The sequence below is a fragment of the Pseudomonas sp. RW3S2 genome (genome assembly GCF_014268955.1).
Taxonomy (GTDB): domain Bacteria; phylum Pseudomonadota; class Gammaproteobacteria; order Pseudomonadales; family Pseudomonadaceae; genus Aquipseudomonas; species Aquipseudomonas wayambapalatensis.
In genome coordinates, this window is the sequence record NZ_JABWRM010000003.1 from 77,188 (window position 1) to 100,274 (window position 23,087).

At 61.3% G+C, this 23,087-nt stretch carries 7 protein-coding genes; 3 read left to right on the forward strand and 4 right to left on the reverse strand.

The window, feature by feature from the left end:
• Window positions 1–38: 38 nt before the first annotated feature.
• On the reverse strand, window positions 39–4,652 hold the full coding sequence (locus tag HU748_RS05610) for an Ig-like domain-containing protein (RefSeq protein ID WP_186719604.1): 4,614 nt from the start codon (window positions 4,650–4,652) through the stop codon (window positions 39–41).
• A gap of 486 nt (window positions 4,653–5,138) precedes the next feature.
• Between HU748_RS05610 and HU748_RS05615 the strand changes: the two genes are divergently transcribed.
• Complete coding sequence (locus HU748_RS05615; RefSeq protein WP_186719605.1) at window positions 5,139–6,215, forward strand: autotransporter outer membrane beta-barrel domain-containing protein; 1,077 nt, start codon at window positions 5,139–5,141, stop codon at window positions 6,213–6,215.
• A 45-nt stretch (window positions 6,216–6,260) separates the two neighbouring features.
• On the opposite strand, the gene glgB is transcribed toward HU748_RS05615, so the two are convergent.
• From glgB to HU748_RS05630, 3 genes are all read right to left on the reverse strand, one after another.
• The gene (gene glgB, locus HU748_RS05620; RefSeq protein ID WP_186719606.1) at window positions 6,261–8,471 is read right to left on the reverse strand and encodes a 1,4-alpha-glucan branching protein GlgB; all 2,211 of its coding nucleotides are present in this window, start codon (window positions 8,469–8,471) and stop codon (window positions 6,261–6,263) included.
• 181 nt (window positions 8,472–8,652) lie between these two features.
• Entirely contained in the window at window positions 8,653–11,964 is a 3,312-nt protein-coding gene (gene treS / locus HU748_RS05625) for a maltose alpha-D-glucosyltransferase (protein ID WP_186719614.1), read from the reverse strand.
• 146 nt (window positions 11,965–12,110) lie between these two features.
• Window positions 12,111–14,144, reverse strand: a complete 2,034-nt coding sequence (locus HU748_RS05630; RefSeq protein WP_186719616.1) for an alpha-1,4-glucan--maltose-1-phosphate maltosyltransferase — start codon at window positions 14,142–14,144, stop codon at window positions 12,111–12,113.
• Window positions 14,145–14,283: 139 nt separating this feature from the next.
• On the opposite strand from HU748_RS05630, the gene HU748_RS05635 reads away from it, so the two are divergent.
• Together HU748_RS05635 and HU748_RS05640 are read left to right on the forward strand one after the other, a co-directional pair.
• Window positions 14,284–14,445 carry a hypothetical protein gene (locus HU748_RS05635; RefSeq protein ID WP_186669484.1) on the forward strand — a complete coding sequence of 54 codons (162 nt, stop codon included), beginning with the start codon at window positions 14,284–14,286 and terminating at the stop codon, window positions 14,443–14,445.
• A gap of 304 nt (window positions 14,446–14,749) precedes the next feature.
• The gene (locus tag HU748_RS05640; protein ID WP_186719618.1) at window positions 14,750–23,056 is read left to right on the forward strand and encodes a neuraminidase-like domain-containing protein; all 8,307 of its coding nucleotides are present in this window, start codon (window positions 14,750–14,752) and stop codon (window positions 23,054–23,056) included.
• The last annotated feature ends 31 nt before the right edge of the window (window positions 23,057–23,087 follow it).

Below are 23,087 nucleotides of genomic sequence, written 5' to 3' on the forward strand. Positions count from 1 at the left end.
GCCTCGCTGCAAAAGCTCGAAAGTCGATGGGGCCACAGTCATTTCTGTGCTCCCTTGATCACGACATCAGTCAGGTTCGACGGATAAGTGGCGTCATAGGAGAATCCGAACTTCAGCCCTACATCCGTCTTCAGGCCCACGGGTCGACTGGTGATGGTCCAGGTCACGCCATCTTCGCCCAGTGCGTTGTCGGCACCCGGCGCAGGCGAGATCACCAAGCCCAACGAAGCTGCCGAGTTGCGGCCACTGACGTGAAGAGACATCGGCTGGCCGATCAGCGAATGGCCGGCAGCCACGCGATAGGTCAAGGTGTGCGGCGTTTCCCCTTCGGAAGGCGGCGTAATGACGATCGCCCCCTCCAACGGTTTGCCGTCGAATTCGATCGTCAACCCGAGGGGCTCGAGGAAGGTCACCGGCTCGAACGGCTGGGACTGCGCCTTGCCCCAGCTCGCGGATACCGTACGCTGGCCAGCCGTGGTGCTTTTGAGATCGAAGCGGGCAATACCATCACTGCCTGTCAAGCTGACAGCGGGCTCGGCCACACGCGTGCCGCCTTCACTGACGCTCCAGGTGATGGGGTAGCGCGCCACGGGGATGCCATCGGAAGTGGCGATATGGATGTCATACTCCACCGTGCTGATGCCATCGGCCAACGGCCAGCTCCCCATCTTCCTGTACTGCCGCATCACCGCATCGGGAAGCACGTCGAACGCAAGATCCTTGCTGTGATAGGCCTCTGCGGTTTCATCGGCAGTACTGAGGGTCACGGTCACCTTCACCCGCCCAGCCGTACCGACCTGCAGTACGGCTCGACCCAGCCCGGCTCCATCACTGGTTTTGTCGGCGCTGACCAGTTCGCCCCCTTCAAGCAACCAGGACATCGCCTGGCCAGCGACCGGCTCGCCATCAAGCCCCAGGACCCTGGCCTGAACCGTGATCGGCTCATCCACGACCAACGCAGATTGCAGTACGAGCGAACTGATGTAGGGTCTGTCGGCAAAGCCAATCTGAACCACAGTGACGTCATCGGGCTTGCCTGCGTACCACGCGCGGACCTCGCCCGAGCCTGCCTCCCGGCTTCTTAGCGCAATCCGGCTGTAGCCGGTGTGGTCAGTCAAGGTTTCACCGATGTTGTCCACAAAGTAGCCGATGGTGGTGGACCAGTTGATCAGACGATCCACCCCATCATTGTCATAACGGTCGACGAGCAGGGCAGCCAAGCGATAAATGCCTTGTCCGCCTGCGAGCTCCAGAGGCGCCCTGGCACCTGGTTGTCCCTCGATCCTGATCAATCGCACCGTCTCTTCGTCACAGTCGATCACCACCGGCGGCGCGAATGCCTTGCCATCGAGCAGGTAGCTGGCCTGCACATGGGCACTGCCCAACTGCGTACCGGCCTGCAGTCGCACCTTGGCCACCCCCTCTTCATCGGTGTAGCTGGAATGGGACTGCAAAACCCCCAGATCGGTGGACCAGGTGACGCGAATACCTGAAACCGGCTCGTTCTGCATATCGAGCAGTTTCAAGGTCACCGTGGTTTCCTGATCAGGCGCCCTGGCGATCAGACGTGTCTCACTCACGGTGCAGCGCGTGGCCAGGCTCTGACGCAGCTCTGCCTCGTCCCGGCGTTGCGCGCTGTCACCGTCGAGGCTGCTGAGCATCTCTTGGGCGGCATCGCGGTAGTCCTGTGTGTCTGAATAGGCAGTCAGCTTGCTGAGTTTCATCAGTGATTCAGCGCTCAGCCCCGTGGTCTCGCTGAGCAGCTTGGTGTCGACCACGATGCGCAACTGGGTCAGATCGCGAATGATGCCATCGGGCGAAACCCGGGCCGCCACGTCCAGCACCTCACGGATCCCCCAACCCAACCAGGCCGAGATACGCTGGGCAGCCGCATCCCTGATCAGACGCTGTTCATTTGCGGTCAGGTCATGCAATCCCTCGATTGCCGAGAAATAGCCCAGCAGTTGTGCTTCCGTTTGCTTGGCCAGACGCAGGCCACGGGCGTAGCGATCGAGATGGTAGAGCGTGTGCAAGGACAAGTCGAAGGCGTCGATGCCGAACCGTGCGCGGTGCGCGCGCATCAACAAGCTGGAGAACAACGTGGGCGTCAACTCGAAACGCGTCGCGATTTGTGCACAGCGCTGCATCCGCTGCACCAGCCCCAGCATGGCCTTCATGGCATCGGACTGGGATTGCTGCGGGTCGAAGGCCACCGCGCTCTCCAGCAGTTGGTGCACTGTGCCCTCGGCCCAGTAGACCATCGGGATCGCCATGTCTGCATTGACCTTCAGAAGCTGTGAAAGACCCTGTTGAACGACGCCCCACTGCTGCGAACGAATGCGCAGGACCACGCCGAGAATAATGCCGGTCAGGCGCTCCTTTTCAGCGCTGTCCATATCGGGCAACTGGCTTTTGCCGGCGCTGGCCAACTGATCGACCGCCGCCTTGATTTCCCGCTCGGCAAATTGCTCGTACTGTTCCGGGTCGAAGTCCTGTTCGGGGTCGCCAGTGTCCGCCAGCAAGCCCTGCTCATCGACAACCTGTACCAAGGCTTTCAACCACTCACCTGCAGGTAGGGCCAGAACACCGGCATCCAGCAGGGCCTGCTCGAAGGCCTGGAAAGGTAGCAACTGAGTCTTGAGTTCGCCGAACAGTGCAGAGATTTCATGAGGCACCACATCGGGCGTCTCGACCGGCAGCAACTGCTGCACCAGCCAGCTGATCGGCAGGTCCTGCTCCTGACACCAGAGCACGCAGTGGCTGATGGCATGGATGACGCTGAGGGTGTCGGTCTGGGCAAAACTGCGGTACATGGCATTTTGCGGTGCCCCCGCCAGTTGCAAGGCATAAAGCCCCTCGGGGCTCAGGGTTTCCAACAGTGCCAGCAGCTCGATGGTGGTAACCGAAAGCAGACGGGCCAGCATCGCCACACGGTAGAAGGCACTGACCACGCGCACAGAGCGCTGCAGCTTGTCGCCCCCTTGCCCCTGCATCAACACACGCGACAGGTAACGGAACGTCTCCAGGTTGATGCCCAGCCCGCGGCATAACTGGTCAACGGTACGTTTGCTCACGACATCGTCGCCCGAGAGGCTGAAGTCGCTACCGTCGAGCACCAGACGCGACGTGGGATCGCTGTTGAAGACCCGGTCGAAATGGCTCGCAGTCGCGCCAATGCCGTGAACAGCCATATCCGAGAGCAGCACGGAAAAGTCTTCAGGGCTACAGGCGAAGCGCTCTCGCAAGAACTGGAACAAACCCAAGGCCCGATGGGTATTGACCGTCATCCATAACGGCGAGTCATCGGACTTGATGCGCCTGACTTCGGCGACAGCGCGCTTTTCCGCATCAATTGCCGCACACACCACCTGGTCGGCCTCGGCATAGGTCAGATTCAACGCGCTGGCCACGCGCACCAGACGTTGGACCCGGTCAAACCGCATTTCGGACAAGTTTTCGAAGGTGTGCAGCTGTGGGTCCTGCGCATCGCTGACAACCCCAACCGGCGCTGCCTCGCCGCTGTTGATGAAGCGTGCGACGAACAGGGCCGGCGAAACCTGCTCGGCCAGCACATTGCTGGTCACGTTGTCCGAACGCGTGGGTGCATAGGCCGCCAGGCCGAACAGCGACTCCATCTCATCCTGACTGATCTGCACCGCCTGACAGAAGGTCACCACCTTTTGCAGGTACATGGCATTCGGCACTCCGAAGTTGTCCTCGAAGAACGCCTGATGCCGCTCCCCGGGCTCATCGGACTGTGTCTTCAGCCCACGACTCTGCGCCGCTGTGCCGAAGTAGGGTGGCTCGATCAGCAGGGCACGCAGCAGCGGGCCAAGCGTGGCTTCCTGCTGCAGCGCGGCATCGGACCAGGGTGAATGCGCACCGGGCTGGATGAAGTAAGGGTTGTCGATGTCCGACAGGCGTGCCACATCACCCATCAGCAGCGAGTTGTGCGACAGCACGGTACGGATCTGCGCCCAATACGCTTCATAGGGAAACTGCTTGATGGGATAGCGAACCTTGAGCAGCTTGTCTTCTGTGGCCGTGCGCTCACTGTCCGCTTGCTGGCGATGTTCTTCGATCAACTGTTCCAGGACATGGATGATCACCTCGACCTGCGGCAGTTCACGGCTCATGAACGCCTCATCGATCAGGCGCTCGAACAGATCAGGGCGCCGGGTTTTTAGCGTCAGGATCAGATCCGCATCGCCCTGGGCCTCGACGTGATCCTGGATGAACGTCAGTAGATCGATGAGGTAGGCCACTGGCGAGGTGGTGGCATCCACCGCCTGCGGATGTGCGTTGTTGCCCCAACTGGGCAAGAACTGATTTTCGAAGGTCGGGCCTCTGGATAAGTCCAGAGGGCCCTTTAGCTCATCTGAGGGGCGGCGCGCCCCGGCAATCAGGCGCTTTTCCCGGAAAGTACGCATCATCGCCGCTGCCGCAGCATTCAGACGCCCCTTCAGTCGCTGGGCTTCGTCGCTGTGCAAGCTCGGATAATGCGCCATCAGCGCATCGGTCGTCTTGCACTGCAGGCCAATGATCGAGTCTTGCTCCAGGGTCGCTGGGGTGAGTTTGACTTTGATTCCCGGCTCGGTGTCCAGCAGTCTGTCGAGTAGGCCAACTTGTTTGCGGCTCTGGCGTTTGGCCATGGTTTCCCCCTGGCGATCCTTGGCGTGAGCGAGCGAAGCAGGCCTGCGTTGCGCCGGCCCTTTCGTGGGTGTCACTGGATGCTAGGTACAAATACGCCCGAGCGAAACTGACAGAATTAGCAGGTAGCCAGTCGATCAAAGGGCCGCTAATACAGCCAAACCTGGCTAGCAATGTTTTGGCATAACCAAACCCAGACAAAGAACCCACATTACTAACCGAAGGGCAATCACACGCTTATTCAACGCGTTACCCGTCACAACACAATTTTCTGATCGCACCAACCTTTTCTTGACGCAAGGCGCCAGCTCTCCTTAGCTGAACATATCGCCCACTGCGAAAACTTCGCGCCGAGCTCTCTGGCCCGCGTCTTTACGCGCGCCAGCAAACTCCGCGTGCTGGTTTGTGTCGCCCCCTGTTTCGTGTCGTACAGCTCGTGACACCAGGCCAGGCCTTGGCTGTTACCCACAAGAAACAGGAGATCCGCCATGAAACGAGCATCGAATCCTTTGCGCTTCGACCGGCTGTTCTGTGCGGTTTCCACGTCGCTGCTTCTGGCAACCCCGGTGGAAACGTTCGCGCTCGACCTTGACGAAAAGACCCCTTTCGCCAGCCCGTTGCAGCCACCGGCGATACCCCTGCTGTCGCTCAATCCTGTGAGCGCCGGTGGCCTGGGGATGGGCACCCTGCAGGCGTTCTCCGAACGCATGAGTGCGCGTCACGGGGATGTGCCGTTGGGCATGGTCGCCAGCCAATGGGCACAGTTCTTCCCCGGCGCCCCGCACCCGACCTCCGTGCCGCCAGCGCGGCTTGAGGCGCCCAGCCAACAGTTGACGATCGGCCCGGACCTCTTCGTACGTGAGACCGCCGGCGGTAACGTGCACCGCGCCGGGGTGTTCGTCGGCCACAACAACCTGCAGAGCAGCTTCAACGGCATGCGCTCCCGGCTCGGTGACAAGCAGCGCAACGCGGTCAACCTCAGCGGCGAAAGCCTGGGCGTTTACTGGAGCATGACCCACGACCAGGGCTGGCATGTGGATGCAGTGGCCATGGGCACGCGCATCGATGTCAACGGTCGCAGCCAGAGCGGCCAGCGCCTGGATGACAGCGGCCATGCCATGACCTTCTCGGTCGAGGGTGGCTTCCCCATCGGCCTGGGCAACCACTGGGTGATCGAGCCGCAGGCGCAGTTGATCAACCAGCAGTTCTTCCCCGCCGGCCAGGCCCAGGCCGAGACCCTGCAGGCGTTCGACAGCCAGCCGAGCTGGAGTGGCCGGGTGGGCGCGAAACTGTCGGGGCGCTACGAAGTGCGGGGCATGCCAATCGAACCCTATGTGCGGACCAACGTCTGGTACGACTTCAACAACAGCGATGCGGTAAAGCTGGATCAGGTCGACAAGATCTCCAGCTCGCGCAGTGCAGCGACCGTGGAACTTGGCCTGGGTTTGGTGGCGCGGGTCACGCCGACGGTGGCGCTGTTCGTCAGCGCCGACTACAGCAGTGATGTGGATGACAACGATCTGAATGGGCTGATCGGAAGCCTTGGGGTACGGATGCGCTGGTGATCAGCGCATGCGGCGCATCCCCCTGCAGGAGGATGCGCCGTGACATCAGGCAGGTTTCATGACTAGAACGCCCAACGGCGGCAGGTTCAAGGCCAGCGACAGCGGCTGCCCATGACTTGCCACCGCTTCACCGGCCACCGCCCCGAGGTTGCCGACGTTGCTCCCGGCATACAGCTCGGCATCGCTGTTGAGCAGCTCGATCCAACGCTCGCCGAACGGCACGCCGATACGGTAACCCTCACGCGGCACCGGGGTGAAGTTGGCCACCACCAGCAGCGGCTCGCCGGCGCTGCTCCAGCGTAGCCAGGCATACACGCTGTTGACGGCATCGTCGCCGATCAGCCACTGGAACCCTTGGGGCTGGCAATCCTGCTCGTGCAGTGCCGGCAGCTCGCGGTAAAGCCGGTTCAGGTCACCCACCAGCTTCTGCACGCCCTGGTGCTCGGAATACTGCAACAGGTACCAATCCAGTTGATGGTCGTGATTCCACTCGCGCCACTGGCCGAACTCGCAGCCCATGAACAACAGCTTCTTGCCCGGGTGCATCCACATGAACGTCAGGTAGGCACGCAGGTTGGCGAATTTCTGCCAACGATCGCCGGGCATCTTGTCGATCAGCGAGCGCTTGCCGTGCACCACTTCATCGTGGGAGATGGGCAGGATGAAATGCTCGGAGTAGGCGTAGATCAGGCCAAAGCTCATTTCGTTGTGGTGATGGGCACGGTGTACCGGATCGTTCTGGATGTAGTGCAAGGTGTCGTGCATCCAGCCCATGTTCCACTTGTAGGCGAAGCCCAGGCCGCCCTGCTGCGTGGGTTGGCTGACGCCCGGCCAGGCCGTGGATTCCTCGGCGATGATCAGCGCACCGGGCGCCTCGTGCATTGCGATGTCGTTGAGCTGACGAATGAAGTCGATCGCCTCGAGGTTCTCACGCCCGCCATGGCGGTTGGGCACCCACTCGCCGGCCTTGCGCGAATAGTCGCGGTACAGCATGGAGGCCACGGCATCGACACGCAGGCCGTCGATATGGAAATGCTTGAGCCAGTGCAGCGCCGAGGCGAGCATGAAGCCTCGCACTTCGTTGCGGCCAAGGTTGTAGATCAGCGTGTTCCAGTCCTGGTGAAAGCCTTCGAGTGGGTTGTCGTACTCGTACAGCGCGGTGCCGTCGAAGCGTGCCAGGCCGTGTTCGTCGGTGGGGAAATGCGCCGGCACCCAGTCGAGAATCACGCCGATGCCGCCCTGGTGGCAGGCATCGATGAAGGCAGCAAAATCCTCCGCACTGCCGTAGCGGGAGGTTGGCGCGAACAGCGACAGCGGCTGGTAGCCCCAGGAGCCGCCGAAGGGATGCTCCATGATCGGCAGCAGTTCGATATGGGTGAAACCCAGCTCTTGCACATAGGGCACCAGGCGTTCGGCCAGCTCGCGCCAGTTGTGGAAGCGTGCGACCTCACCGGCTTCGTCCAGCTCGCAGCGCCAGGAGCCGGCGTGCAGTTCGTAGACCGATAGCGGCGCACTGTAGGCATGGCGCTGGGCCCGCTGCTCCATCCACTGCTGGTCGCGCCAGTCGTGGCTGAGTGCCCCTGCGACCTTCGAGGCGGTGCTCGGCGGCAGTTCGGTGGCGCGGGCCAGGGGGTCGGCCTTCAGCGGCAGCACACCGTCCGCCCCCAGCACTTCGAACTTGTAGGTTTCGCCCACGCCCAGGCGCGGGATGAACAGCTCCCACACCCCGGCATCGTGGCGCAGACGCATGGGGTGGCGACGGCCGTCCCAGTTGTTGAAGTCGCCCACCACCGAGACACGCCGGGCGTTGGGCGCCCAGACCGAGAAGCACACGCCGTCGACGCCGTCGACCTGGATCGGCTGGGCACCGAAGCGCCCTGACAGGTCGCGATGATTGCCCTCGGCGAACAGGTACAGATCCATGTCGCCAAGCTGCGGGCCGAAGCTGTAGGGATCCTCGGTGATCTGCTCGCCACCGGCCCAGCCGATCTGCAGCAGGTAGGGCTGGCGCTCGTCCAGGTATGCGCTGAACAGGCCCGGCAGGCTGCCCTGCTCCATCTCGGCGAGAATGCGCCCGTCGTGACGCGCCAACACCCGGGCGTTCAAGGCGCCTGGCAGGAAGGCGCGGATGACTTCGTCGCCCGCCCCGTCGACGTGCGGGCCGAGCACCGCGAACGGATCTGCGTGCGCGGCGCTGGCCAGGGCGTCGAGATCGCGTTGGCGAAGGCCGCCGTTGCTACGCATTGATGCATTCATCTCACTGCCCCTTTCCATATTCCATATATTTTTCAAAGTAACGCAGTGCCTGGCACGGGTTGCGCCGATGATCGCGGGACGAGCCCGCTCCCACCCCTGCACAACAGTACCTGTGGGAGCGGGCTCGTCCCGCGATCACCGGCACAGCCGGTGCCAGGCAACACCGCCTTCCCTACAGAGCTCATGCTTCGCCCCAGGTACTGATCAACCCATGCAGACCATGCAAAGGCACGGCCAGCCAGCCGGGTCGGTTGTCGGCTTCATAGGTGATTTCGTAAGCGGCCTTTTCCAGGCAGAACAGCTCCAGCGCGGCGCGCTCGCCCTCGGCGTGCTGCCAGGCATGGGCAATGGCGGCGGTGGCCAGGCCATAGGCTTCGACGAAGGCATGACGCGACTGATGCAGGTACTGCCGGGCAACCCGTTGACGGGCCTGGCGCGCGGCATCGGACAGGTCTACCGCCGAGGCGCTGCGCAGGATCATCGCTGCAGCATAGTCGAACGAGCGCAGCACGCCGCTGACATCCTTGTACGGGCTGTGCTTGGCCCGGCGCTCGTCCAAAGGCCGCGCTGGCTCGCCCTCGAAATCGATCAGGTAGGCATCGCCTTGCACCACCAGTACCTGACCCAGATGCAGGTCGCCATGCACCCGCATCAGCAAGCCGCCCTGGGCCTGGCGTGCGAGTGTGTCGATGTGCTGGGCAAGGCCTTCGCGTTGCTGCTGCAGGTCATCGACCAACGCCTGGCTTTCGCCGTCCAGCTCCTCGCGATGCTCGGCCAGCAGGTCGAGGGCATGACTGAGCTCGGCATTGATCTGTCGCCCCCAGCGCTGGCTGTCCTGGCTGTCGCTGGGGCGCGGTGCAAAGGCCGGGTCGGCGGTGGGCGCGGCCAGCAAAAGGTGCATCTCACCCAGGCGCTGCCCCAACAAGGTGGCAAAGCCCGAAAGCTCCGACAAGGCATCGGTGTGCGCCTCGGCACTGGTCTGGGTGGGTTCCATCTCGTCGCGGATCGCCCGCTCCAAGGTGTTCTGGGTCCACGACCAGGCATCGCCCTGGTTGCTCAGGTAACCTTGGGCAATCATCAGCAGGTGCGATTGCGCCTGCTCATCCACACGACTGACCCAGGCCAGCAACGGCGAGATATTGGCAAAGCCGGCCGCCGTGAGATAAGCGCTCATTTCCAGCTCCGGGTGAACGCCCGGATTGACCCGCCGGATCAGCTTGAGCACCACACGTTCACCGATCACCACCGAACTGTTGGACTGCTCGGCACTCAGGTAGCGCACCTCACTGTCCTCACCCAGCGCCAGGTCAGCCAGTTGCCCGGTGCACTCGAAGCGCAGCTCGCCGGCACTTGAGGGCAAGCGGGTATCATCCTCACAGGCGCGCAACACCGCCCGCACGAACGACTCCTGCACGAAGGCATCGGTGATCAGCCCGACCTGTCGACCTCGGCGTACCCGCGACAACGCCAGCTGCTGAGGCAAGGCGCTGTGGATCTGCTCTTCAGGCAGCAGGCCGAACGGCAGTTGGTAGTGGCTGGTCACGCCGTCACTGAGCACCTCCAGCTCGCTGAGCAGCACCGGGGTGGCCGGCGTGCCGAAGCGCACGCCATAGCGAATGCGCACCGCATCGATCGGTCCTTCCTTGCCGGCGAACCAACGGCGCTTGGGCAGGTACTGCGGCAGGATCGACGCCTGCAGGGTGTCCACCGACGGCGCTTCGAGCAACTCCTCCAGACGCTTGCGCAGCACCAATGTGGTCAGTTCAGGCAAGCCTTCGGCAGGCTGGATATGCCAGCTGGGCATGCGGTCGTGGGAAGCCAGCAGGAACCAGTAGAAGGCATACGGCGGCAGGGTCAGCAGGAAGGGTAAGTGGCCGATGGGCGGGAAGGCGCTGCCACCAAGCATTTCCACCGGCACCCGCTCGGCATACTGCGACAGGTCCAGTTCGGCGGCCTGCGCCGCGCGCGAAACGTTGGCCACGCACAGGATGGTCTCGCTGTTGCCATCGGCATCGGTGTATTCGCGCACGTAGGCGAGGATGCGCCGGTTGCTCGGGGTCAGCATCTTCAAGGTGCCGCGACCGAAGGCCTTCTGTTGCTTGCGCACCGCGAGCAGACGCCGGTTCCAGTTGAGCAGCGAATGCGGGTCGTGGCTCTGGGCCTCGACATTGACCGTCTGGTAGCCATACAGCGGGTCCATGATCGGCGGCAGCACCAGGCGCTGCGGGTCGGCCTTGGAGAAACCACCGTTGCGGTCCGGCGACCACTGCATTGGCGTGCGCACCCCATCACGGTCACCGAGATAGATGTTGTCGCCCATGCCCAGCTCGTCGCCGTAGTACAGCGTCGGGGTGCCGGGCATCGACAGCAGCAGGCTGGTCAGCAGTTCGATGCGCCTGCGGTCGCGCTGCAACAGCGGCGCCAGGCGTCGACGGATACCGAGGTTGATGCGCGCGCGGCGGTCCTCGGCGTAGTAGTTCCACAGATAGTCGCGCTCGCGGTCGGTGACCATTTCCAGGGTGAGCTCATCGTGGTTGCGCAGGAAGATCGCCCACTGACAGTTGGCGGGAATCTCCGGGGTCTGGCGCAGAATGTCGGTGATCGGAAAACGGTCTTCCATGGCCAGGGCCATGTACATGCGCGGCATCAACGGGAAGTGGAAGGCCATGTGGCACTCGTCGCCATCGCCCTCGCCGAAATACGGGCGGGTGTCTTCCGGCCACTGGTTGGCCTCGGCCAGGAGCATGCGATCGGGGTAGTTGGCGTCGATCTCGGCGCGGATCGCCTTGAGCACGTCGTGGGTTTCGGGCAGGTTCTCGTTGTTGGTGCCGTCGCGTTCGATCAGGTAGGGGATCGCGTCCAGACGCAGGCCATCGACACCGATGTCGAGCCAGAAACGCATGACCTCGATCACCGCTTTCATCACCTGCGGATTGTCGAAGTTCAGGTCCGGCTGGTGCGAGTAGAAGCGATGCCAGAAATACTGACCGGCGACCGGGTCCCAGGTCCAGTTGGACTTCTCGGTGTCGAGGAAGATGATCCGCGTGCCGTCGTACTTCTGGTCGTCGTCCGACCACACGTAGAAGTCCCGCGCCTTGCTGCCGCGCTTGGCGTGGCGGGCACGCTGGAACCAGGGGTGCTGGTCGGAGGTGTGGTTGATGACCAGCTCGGTGATCACCCGCAGCCCCCGCTTGTGCGCCTCGGCGATGAAGCGCCTGGCATCGGCCATGCTGCCGTAGTCGGGGTGCACGGCCTTGTACTCGGCGATGTCATAGCCGTCGTCACGACGCGGCGAGGGGTAGAACGGCAGCAGCCAGAGGGTGTTGACCCCAAGCTCGGCGATATAGTCGAGCTTGCTGATCAGGCCGGCGAAATCGCCGATACCGTCGTTGTTGGCATCGAAGAACGACTTGATGTGCAACTGGTAGATCACCGCATCCTTGTACCACAGCGGGTCGTCGATGAAGGCTGCCGGGCGGGAACGCTTGGCCATGTGCGACTCCTTTCAAGATCGAATTTCGGCGTGAGGCTGTCGGGACCGTTCTGCGGTCCTTCGCGGGTAAACCCGCTCCTACAAAGGCGGCGCAAAACCTGTGGGATCGGGCTTGCCCGCGAAGGGCCGCAACGCGGCCCCTGCATTTACAAGGCTTTCTCGATACGCCAGATCCCGAACGGCTGGTGCCAGGGCTCGATGCGCATCCACTGGGTCTTGCCATGCCAAGTCCAGCGGTGGCCGGTCATCAGGTCCTCGCCTTGCGTATCGGCGTTGTCATCGAGCCCCAGCTCCCACAGCGGCAGTTCGAAGTGCGCCTCCTGGGCGTTGTACGGATCGAGGCTGATGGCGATCAGGATAAAGTTGTCGCGCTCGGGCGTGCGCTTGGCGAAATACAGGATCTGGTCGTTCCAGCAGTTGAAGAAGGCCACGCCCAGATGCGTCTGCAAGGCGCGGTTCTGTCGGCGAATACGGTTGAGTTGGGCAATCTCGGCGACGATGTTGCCGGGCGCGGTGAAGTCGCGCGGGCGGATCTCGTACTTCTCCGAATCCAGGTATTCCTCCTTGCCCGGCAACGGCGTGCCCTCGCACAGCTCGAACCCCGAGTACATGCCCCACAGCCCCGAGCCCATGGTCGCCAGCGCCGCACGAATGAGAAAGCCGGCGCGCCCACTGGTCTGCAGAAAATAGGGGTTGATGTCGGGGGTGTTGACGAAGAAGTTCGGTCGGTAGCACAGGCTCCACGGCGGCTGGTTGAGCTGCTCGAAGTATTCGCGCAGCTCCTGCTTGGTATTGCGCCAGGTGAAATAGGTGTAGCTCTGCGCGTACCCGACCTTGCCCAGGCGCGCCATCATCGCCGGGCGGGTAAACGCCTCGGCGAGGAAGATCACATCAGGATACTGGCTGCGCACATTGGCGATCAGCCATTGCCAGAAGGGCAGCGGCTTGGTGTGCGGGTTGTCGACGCGGAAGGTGCGCACGCCCTCCTCGACCCAGCCGACCACCACATCGCGCAGTGCCAGCCACAACGAGGGGACAGCGTCAGGCGCATAGAAATCGACGTTGACGATGTCCTGGTATTTTTTCGGCGGGTTCTCGGCGTAGCGAATGGTGCCGTCCGGGCGCCAACTGAACCAGCCCGGGTGTTCGGTAAGCCAGGGGTGGTCCTGGGAACACTGGATGGCGAAGTCGAGGGCGATTTCCAGACCATGCTCGGCGGCGGCGGCGACCAGCCGACGGAAGTCTTCGCGGCTGCCCAGTTGCGGGTGGATGGCGTCATGGCCGCCATCGGGGCTGCCGATCGCGTAGGGGCTGCCCGGGTCGTCGGGGCCTGCCTGCAAGGCATTGTTGCGCCCCTTGCGGTGCTGCTTGCCGATGGGGTGAATGGGAGGGAAGTACAGCACGTCGAAGCCCATGTCGCGGATCATCGGCAGGCGCTGGTGCACATCGTCGAAGGTGCCATGGCGCGCCGGATCGTCGGTGATCGAACGCGGAAACAGTTCGTACCAGCTGGCAAACAGGGCGCGCTCGCGGTCCACGTCCAGCGGCAGCTCGGGGCTGCGAGTCAGGTAAGCGCGGTGTTCGGCCTGGCTCATCAGGCTGGCGCTTTCAGGGCTCAGCAGCAACGCCACCTGATCGTCCGGTGCCAGCGTCGGCAAGCGCTGTTGCAACTGTTCGAGCTGCTCGCGCAACGGCCCTTCGCTGCGCTCGATGCCCTTACCCAGCAGCAGCCTACCCTCCTCCAGCTCCAGCTTGACCTCGACACCGGCGTGGTACTTCTTCTCGAGGTCGTGGCAATAGGTGGCGTAGGGATCGATCCAGGCTTCGATGCCGAACAGGTGCAAGCCCAGTTCCACTGGCGTGAACTCGGCAACCCACAGGTCATTGCCTGCCGACGTCATCGGCACGCCATGCCAGTGGCGGCTGTGGGCCTGGCGCCAGTGCAAGACCACCGCCAGGCGGTCATGACCGTCGCTGTAGACCTTGCTGGTCACCTGCACGGGCTGTCCGCTTACCGCCTTGGCCGCGAAGGTGCCACCGTCGAGTGCGGGAGTGGTGTCCTCGATCACGATGCGTGGCGCCAGCAAGGCCTGGGACAGGCTGATGGCCTGGTCGGGATGATCGTTGGCCTTGGGCACTTGCTCGAAAGGCGCTTTTGCGACGGGCTCATTACCGGACATCGAACCTTGCTCCCCTAAGCTGGTGGCGGTAAGGGTTCAGAGCCGTGGGTGCGCGGCGGGTTCAAAAAAATTGAGCGAATGGCTGGTACGGCAGGTCGAAGCCTGCACAACCTCTTCATCCACTGCGCGAGGTCAGGCCATGAACATTCCCACTCCACCGGAGACGCCCGATCCGAACATCGACGACCCGGCGCTGCCGCCGCCGGTGCCCGAGGAAGATCCGGACGAACTGCCGATCAAGCCGACCGTGCCACCGACGGTAGGTGATCCGCCGAGCCAGGAGCCGCCGGTGAAAGCTTGAGGATAGACAAGGTTATGGACTGTCGACTCCACGGCGACAGACCGTAACCTGCCCCGCACATAGCCAAACCCGGCGCACCAAGCATTTCTGCGAGTGTCACCAGAAGGCGTAGCCACGCACAGAAAAACAGCGTCTGCGCCTTCCCTGCCATCTATCCCCTCTGATTCTCCCGCCGTAACGAGCGGTCACACCTAGCATTTTTGCCAGGTGTGCAATCAACCTGCACGGCTTACATTCAAGTCGCACACATACTTGGAGAGCTGTCTGGCTCTGTGGTCACATTTCCTTTCAATGGTGATTCGCAATGAACAAGCTATTCAGCCCAACCACGAGCAACGCGCCTGGCTCGCGCAAGGACACAGTCACATACAGCAACCTGTTCCCCGACGACACTGTGCGCTGCGCCCCCGGCGCACTCCAGGCCAATACCAGCCAGGCGGCATATCTGGTCTACCTCAAGGATATGATCGAGGCTCTGGAAACCCGTGCCGATGTCACGGCGCCGATCACCTTGCAGCAGCGGCGCCCCGACCTGATGCGACTCAAGCTCGATGAGCGCAGCGCGAAAAAGGTCTTGCCCAGCCTGCGCTTGCTGCTGGGCGTGTTGGAACAGCATGCACAGCAAGCGCTGCCGAACGATCAAACGCTGCAAGAGGCCGTCGCGGCAAAGGTGCATCTCGGCAGTGTACCCTTCCACGCGACATGGGAGTCGGTGAAGGCAGCCCTGACGCTCAAGCAGCTACCGCTGCTGGACGCACTGCGTGCCGCCGAACTGGAGTGGCCAGCATTCATCTTCGATCATCTCACGCTGTCAGCCCAGAGGGCGGCAACCACCTTGAGCAGCGGTTTCTCCCCCCAACTGCGCTCATGGTTGCTCGAGCCCAGTGCTGCGGACTCCCCGCTCAAAGGCTTGACCACCACCCAGGCCGTGAGCAAGGCACTGGCGCTGACCCGCAAGGAACTACGCGAACTTCTGGCCGTCAGCGCCATTGGCGAGTACAAGAGTACGGTCAGGCTCAGCCAGCATGTGCGGGCCGCTGATCATTACCTGCCCTCCAGCGCGGTTTACGCTGCCGAGTACGTCAATCAGAGTGATACTGCGCTATACCTCACCCAGCCAGATCCCTCCGACAAGAGCGTCGAAATCAGCGGCATCACCGACGACCATCTGTACCGCCTAGAGCGCATCCTGGTGATCCAGCGCGCCCTGAAACTGAATTACAGTGAAGCCGACTGGCTGGTCATGGCTGCAATCTGGTCTGACGACTCGACGGACGATTTCGCGCTCACCGACAATACCTTGCGCGCACTGGGCTTGTTCCGCCATCTGCAGCAGAAGTACAACATCGGCCCCCAGCAGTATTCGGCGTTGATCTGTGAGATCAGTGTCTACGGCACCGACCGGGAAAGGCCGTTCTACGATCAACTGTTCGCCCCGGCTACGCTCGAAGACAGCGGCGGCGCACTGGCCGTCATGAAACTGGATGGGCAGGCATTCGACCCGCAATCCAACAACCCCGAGGACATTCTCACCGTCAAGCAACTGTGCCTGGCCTTCAAGGTCAGCGAGCCGGTGCTGTGCGCGGTGTTGAACAAGGTGATCAAGGCTCAGGGGCTGGACCAGCCCTTACGCTCGCTGGCAGTGGTTTCGGCGTGTTATCGCTTGACCCAACTGCCCCGCCTGTTCGGCTTGCCAGTCGAGGCCGGCTTGTTGGCCATTGCCCTGCTGGAGCAGGAGCAGCCTGCGTGCATGACGCAACTGGCCGGCTGGCCCCGCCTTGCAGCGGAGCCGTCAGAGGCGGATATCGTCGATGTGATCGTCGCCGTGATGGATACCGTGGAATGGCTGAAGCAGCAGCCCTGGAGCGTTGACCAACTGTACCTGGCGCTACAGACTGAGCTGCCGCTTTTACGCCCTCACTGCAAAACGATCTGTGAGGCCGTCATCTCCGATGAGTCCCAACTGCTGGCAGCGTTGCAACATGCCCTGCAGTTGGACAACGTGGCACAGGTACTACCACTGTTACGCTGGGTCGGCCTTGACACCAATGAGTTCCGTCGGCGCATAGCCACCCTCCAGCAATGCTACAACGGCCAACGTTTACCTATAGACGACTGTTTCACCGAAGACGACCTCAACGACTGGGCCTTGCTGGACCGCCACGCCGTTTTCGTGAAAATGCTCGGGCTCAGCGCTGGCACGATCACCAAACTGCTGGAAAAGCCTGAGTACTTCGATTTATTGGATGAGACGGGCACCGTTTTGCGCGAGCTTGATCTCAGCGTCGTGTATATGCTCAGCCGCTATAAAGCGCTACTGACAAGATGCCCGAGCACGCACAGCGAGAGCGCCTTGCTCGATTATCTGGCTGACAGAGCGAGCACCACCAGCGACCCTGTGAGCGCAGCCGATCAAGCCAAGGCCTGGGCCTCGCTGGAGGCCGTCCTTGGCGAAGCCAAGGGTAGCCTGGAGGGGCTGACGACGCTTTCACCGCCCGCCACGGTAGGCGAGCTCGACCGCCTGCTGCGGTTGCTGGATCTGTCGAAGCGGCATGGGTTGTCGGTCGATGCCTTGGTCGGACTTCGCCAACTGCCCGGCACCCACGACCATGCCCCGTTCCAACAAGCAGCCACAACCGTGCGGCAAAGTTGCACCGACAAGCAGCGCAAGGCGCTCGATGAGCAACTGAGCGTGGCGTGGCGCGATGCGCTGGTGAACTGGATGCTTGCCGTCTGGGTACCCGCCGACAGCCAGCGTAGCTGGATCAAGAGCCCTCAGGCATTGGCTGATTATCTGCTGATTGATACTCAGGTTTCCCACGAGCCGAAAACCACGCGCCTGATGTCGGCCATCGCCAGCGCGCAGCGTTACCTGCACCAGATCTACTCGCGCCAGGAAAAAGGTTACCGCGACACCCAGTTGAGCGAGGCCGAGCGCGACGAATGGCAGCTGTATGCCAGCCGTTACGAGAACTGGAAGTTGCGCCAGCAGGTGCGCAACGAGCCGCACAACTTTATCGACCCGACCCGCCGCATACGCAAGACCACAGCCTTCACCGAACTGGAGAATCTCCTGGCCCAGGGCAAGTGCCAGCCTCTGGATATCCAGCAAGCGATGGTGAGCTACTTGAGCAGCTTCGAGAAACTGAGCAACATCCAGCCGATTTCGGCCTATGTCGATGGGACCTCGCCACTCACCGACACCTATCACTTCATCGGCAAGAGCAATGTCGAGCCGGTGGAATACTACTGGCGCACCCTGGACATGAGCCAGCGCGACCAGAACAACGCGCCCAGTATGCTGGCGTGGGGAGAGTGGCAGAAGTTATCGCTGACGGTCAGCGGTGAGCTGGCGACGACGACGCTGCCGAACATCACCGGCTCGAACGACGACGATGCGCGCGAGCGAATCGAACTGATACGCCCCGTCATCATCGCCGGCCGTCGTTACGCCGTGTGGGTGGAGTGGGGGGCGACAGCCCTGGCAATGGGCAAAGACAACAAGCCCAGTGGTTATTACCCGTTGAAGGTCTGCTTTGCTTTCCAGCAAACCGATGGGGCCTGGAGCCCAGCTAACACATTGCTGCACCTGGACGGAACAGGCCCCGGGGCTGCCTTCGATTTCACGCAGAACGCGCCAAAGCAAACATTAGGCACCGCAGAGAACTACCCATCGCTCAGGACCAAGGCGTTCGTGCCAGGCTTGTGCGTAATGGTCAACACCATGGGGATTCGTCAGCATGATCCGTGGCTGACCGTGATGCTGTTCGATGCGCATCCGGATCATTTCGCGAAGGGCACTGCCAAGGCTGACTGGAAACCCGACCACGATTACTTCCTGGTCTCGAAGGACCTGCTGCTGCTCGAACCCAAGCATCTGGATACGCAACGCTCGGGCTCGCGCCCCATCGAAGCAGCCTTGGTCAAGGACTGGGTCCAGTTCTTCCATGATCCGCGGACGGTTCAGCATCCTTACGTCGGGGCCGTTTTGGCGCTGGAGGAACGTGACGAAGGGAGCGAAGCGTTTACATGGACCTCATATGCAGAAGCGTTGTTCAAGACTCGACTCGACGTCACAAACAAAGGGCGTGCAAACATTGAAGCAACATTGAAAGGCAATCACACAGAGCAGTTAATCACCGTAAAGTCAGACAGTCACTTTAAAACAAAAACAGGCCAATACGAACTCGAACGCAACATCATTAAAGGCACCTTTGACAACGAAGAAATAACTTTTGAGATCAACGAATTAATCACCTTCGACAAAACCCAAGAGAGCGACTCAACCGTTGAAATACTCAAACTTCACGAGCACTCAGGCCTCGAAAGAGGCCTTATCATATCGAGCCTCGCAGAGCACACCACCCTAACGCAAAACGAAGAAACGAAATATATATTACTTTCGACATCTCACAACTCAAAGAAAAACCTTTGGCTCGAGTTTCGTGAAATATGCGACTCTCTTTTCCATATCGACCAGGGATTATACATCACAACCACTCAGGACTGGGAAAGCCCTCGAAAACTCATCTCTTTATGCACACACCAAACTCTACTAAACGACTTCCAAATGCCGTACAAGAAGCGCGTTGTAGTCGCACGCGCAAAGGTCCTAAGAAGGAAGCTTAAAGTCGCTAGCGCTAAAAAAATCAGAGCCCTGCTGACCACCTCGATAGATCCCGACATTAAGCCTAACTGGGCACTGAGCCAACATGAGCAATCACTACTCAATGAGCTCAATCTGAACGATCTGAAGGATTTCGCTAAAAACGCCACAACCAAAGATGCCTTTCAAGCATTCAGCCGAACCCTGCTCAAGGTTCGCTACACCACCCAGAACGACTACAACCGCAAAATGGGCCTGGCCGAGGAAGGCGGAGCCGATACCCGCCTGTCTGTCGCCGACGCCATCGCGCGGGCCCGAACCAACAATAATGCAGATGTCATGAACGCCTACATCGACGAGGAAACCGCCGCCATACTCGCGGATATCGGCTCCGCGCCGAGCGGTATCGCACTGGACGCGGCCGTTCGCTTACGCCACCTGCACCCTGAGGCTTGCCGCAGAATCCTCTTGTGCCTCGATCCCAACCACTTGTTGGTATTGGAAGACGTACTCATTGCCGACGGCCGTGGCCAGATCGATTACCGGGTCCCGATCAGCAGCGAAATTACCCGGTTCACCCATAAGCTTGAGCTGTATGACGGCAGGGAACTGCTCGGCTCACTGTCCCAAGGGTATGCATTGAAAACCCTGGACGACGACGCTGTCCCCAGCGTCCAGATCCTGCGCAACAGCGAGCAGGCGCTGTACCTGGACCTGCATGAAGCCAACCGGAAGGCGCCCACCGGCCAAGCGCTGGCCATTCAGAGCCTGCGGCTCAACACCCTGTTCGGCAAGCAACTGGTTGCATTGGCCACTCAGTCCGTGGAAGCTGCGTTGTCGTGGCAAGCCCAATGCCTTCCCGAACCCCGGCTGGAAGCGGGCAGCACAGCTACCACCGTCGATTTTCGCGGTGCCAACGGCCTGTACTTCTGGGAACTGTTCTTCCACGCGCCCTTCCTGGTGGCCTGGCAACTGCGCCAGAACCGCGAGTATCGCGAGGCTTGGCGCTGGTGCACACGCTATCTGTTCGACCCCTACCGTACCTGGACCCCGAGCTCGGGCAACCATCCACCACTGTATTGGTTGAGCCAGCCGCTGAGCGCTCCCGCCGCCCATGGTACGGATGAGACGGTCAACGACCCCGACCTGCTGGGCTATGCCGCCCCCGAACGCTACCGCAAGGCCCTGCATCTGTTCGTGGCCGAGAGCTGGCAGCGCCAGGGCGACGACCTGTACCGCCAGTTGACCCGCGATACCCTGGTCGAGGCTGCGATCTGCTACGACAAGGCCCTGCGCCTGATCGGCGTGCTGCCGGAGCAATTTTCCACCGCCCCGGCACAGGCACTGTCGTTGGCCGATGCCCGAATCACGAATTTCGTACCACCGCTTAACGGCAAGCTGGTGGAGTTGCGCAACTTGCTGCGCAACCGCCTGTTCAACCTGCGCCACGGCCTGACCCTGGATGGCAAGCCGGCCTCAGTACTGCAGGATCCCAATGTGTTCAATCCGCCGAGTCTCGGCTATCCCAGCGCCAGTCTAGACACAGACCCGGCCATCCCCGTGGCGCGCCCCGTACCGCCCTGCCGCTACGCCGAGGTGCGCAAGAGCGCCGACGCAGCCGTACTGCAACTGATCGAACTGGGGCAGACGATGACGCGTTTCTACGATCGTGAGAGCGCCCTGCAACTGGCCGTGCTCGGCAAAGCCAACCTCATCAAGTTGCTCGACTTCCCTTATCGCCTGCAGGAGCAGGCGCTGGAATCGGCGAAACGAGGTCGGGATACCCTGCTCTCGAGCAAACAAATGATCCAGCAGCGTTTGAACTATTACCAAGGGCTGGTCGATGAAGGGATCACCGACCTGGAGCATGCATCGCGTGCATTCGGCTACATGTCACGGCTGTCTCTTGGCGTGGCAATCTCCATGGAGGCCACCTCAGGCGCCATCGATGCCGCCATTCCCACCGTCTTTGGTTTGGCGTTTGGTGGTAACCGACCGGGCAGGGGGGCCGCTGCAAGCGGAACCTGTTTCAGGATGTTTAGCGAAATAGCCGACATGACCAAGGACGAACTTCGCCTGCAGGCTGACTACCAACTCCGCGCTCAGGAGTGGCAATTCCAGGCAGATCAGGCGCAACTGGAGCTGCAGGTGCTGGAAAAGCAATTGCAGGAACAGGACATCCATGTCCGCGCCGCCGGGATCGCCGTTGAGGAAGCGAGGGCGACGCTAGCGGCACACCGCGCCGAATACGAAGTCATGACCACGGTCTTCTCGAGCCATCCGACCTACCTGTGGCTGATCGGAAGGTTGTCGGGCATCTACAGCAGTGCCTACGACGCCACAGTGTCGCTGTGCCTGATGGCAGAAGCCTGCCTGCAATACGAGTTGGGGGATTTCAGAAGCACCTGGATCCGTACCGACGGCTGGCTCGACAACTGGCGCGGCATGCTCGCCGGTGAAGCGCTGGAGCGCGACCTGATACAAATGGACGTGGCGGCGATCAGCAACAACGAACGCCCACTGGATATCCGCCTCGACCTATCGCTTTGTACTTGCATGGCCTGGACCACCGAAGAATTGCACAAGCATCTGAAGGCCGGCGAAGTGCCCTTCGACCTGACCGCCCGGCATTTCGACGAACAGTATCCAGGCCAGTACCTGCGACGGATCGAGCGAATCGTGCTGACGTTCAAGAACGGTAAGAAATCTTTGTCCGGCCCAGTCTCAGCCATGCTGACCCAGACCAAGAACATCGTCCTGCTCAGCAATGAAAGCGCAGGCGCGCAGCGACTCTACTCAGCCACCGAAGGTAGCGAGGACAGCTTGCTGCGTGACCTTCGACCGAACCAACAAGCGGCTATATGGTCGGCCAAGGAGACCACCCGAAACTTCGATCTGCAGCCCTCACCCAAGGATGAAACACGCTATCAACCCTTCGAGGGCACAGGCGCTATCTCGAGCTGGGTACTGTCGTTCCCGAACGCCGACCAGGCCAACAACAATAAAAGGGCGCCTCTGTATGATCCTGATGGTAATTGCCTGGTCACCGATATCGAGGTCGAGATCAGTTACACCGCAATGGATGGCGGGGAGTCGTTCAGAAAAGAGGTCAAAGCGCTAATGGCGAAGACCACAGCGGACGTAGATGCCAAAAACGGGGCTGGCAGAAAGCCAGAGACGGAAAATAAGGCCGACGCGGCATCCAGAAAGCCAGAGGCAGAACATAAAACCGACGCGGCAGCGACCGCCGAAGCAAAACGTAAAGCCGACGCAGCAGCAGCCGAAGCAAAACGAGCAGCCGACGCAGCGACTGCGGCCGAAGCAAAACGCCAGGCGCAGCTGGCCCAACAAGCCGCCAAGGCAAAACGCATCGCAGAGGCAGCCGAAAAAGCTGCCAAGGCAAAACGCGAAGCCGAAGCAGCCCAGAAAGCCGTCGAGGCTAAGCGCAAAGACGCCGCAACCGCTGCTGTCTCTGCAGCCAAACAAGACGAACTCGCGGCACAAAAGGCCGTCAACGCCGCCGAGGCCGATGCCAAGGTGCCCGTCCTTTCAACCCCCGAAGCGGCGGCTGAGGCCAAAAAAGCCAACGATGCCGTGAACGAAGCGCAAGAAGCTGCCAGGCGAGCAACAACAGCGCGGACAGCTGCCGACGCCGCAGCGAAATCCAAGCAGTATGAGGAAACCGTTACCCAGGCCAGCAAGGCAAAGCAAGCCGCCGAACAGGCGCAGAAGGCTGCGCAAAGTGCGGCCTCGGCGCGCAAAGCTGCAGAGTCTCTGAAAGCCAAAAAAGAAAAACTGGCAGAACTTGTGAAACAAGCGCAAGCATGGAAAGGCGTTGATAACATCAGAATTCACTACACAAGCCAATACGGTGCCAATCTGGCAACCGGCAAGTTACTAAGCATTGATGGTACCGAGGCAAAACTGGAAATACGAAGTTATTATAAGGTTAGTACCCTAACCATAAACACATCAGCAATCACCAACATCTCGAAGGGTCGATAGCACTTCCTCTCCCCCCAGACTCATACTGTCA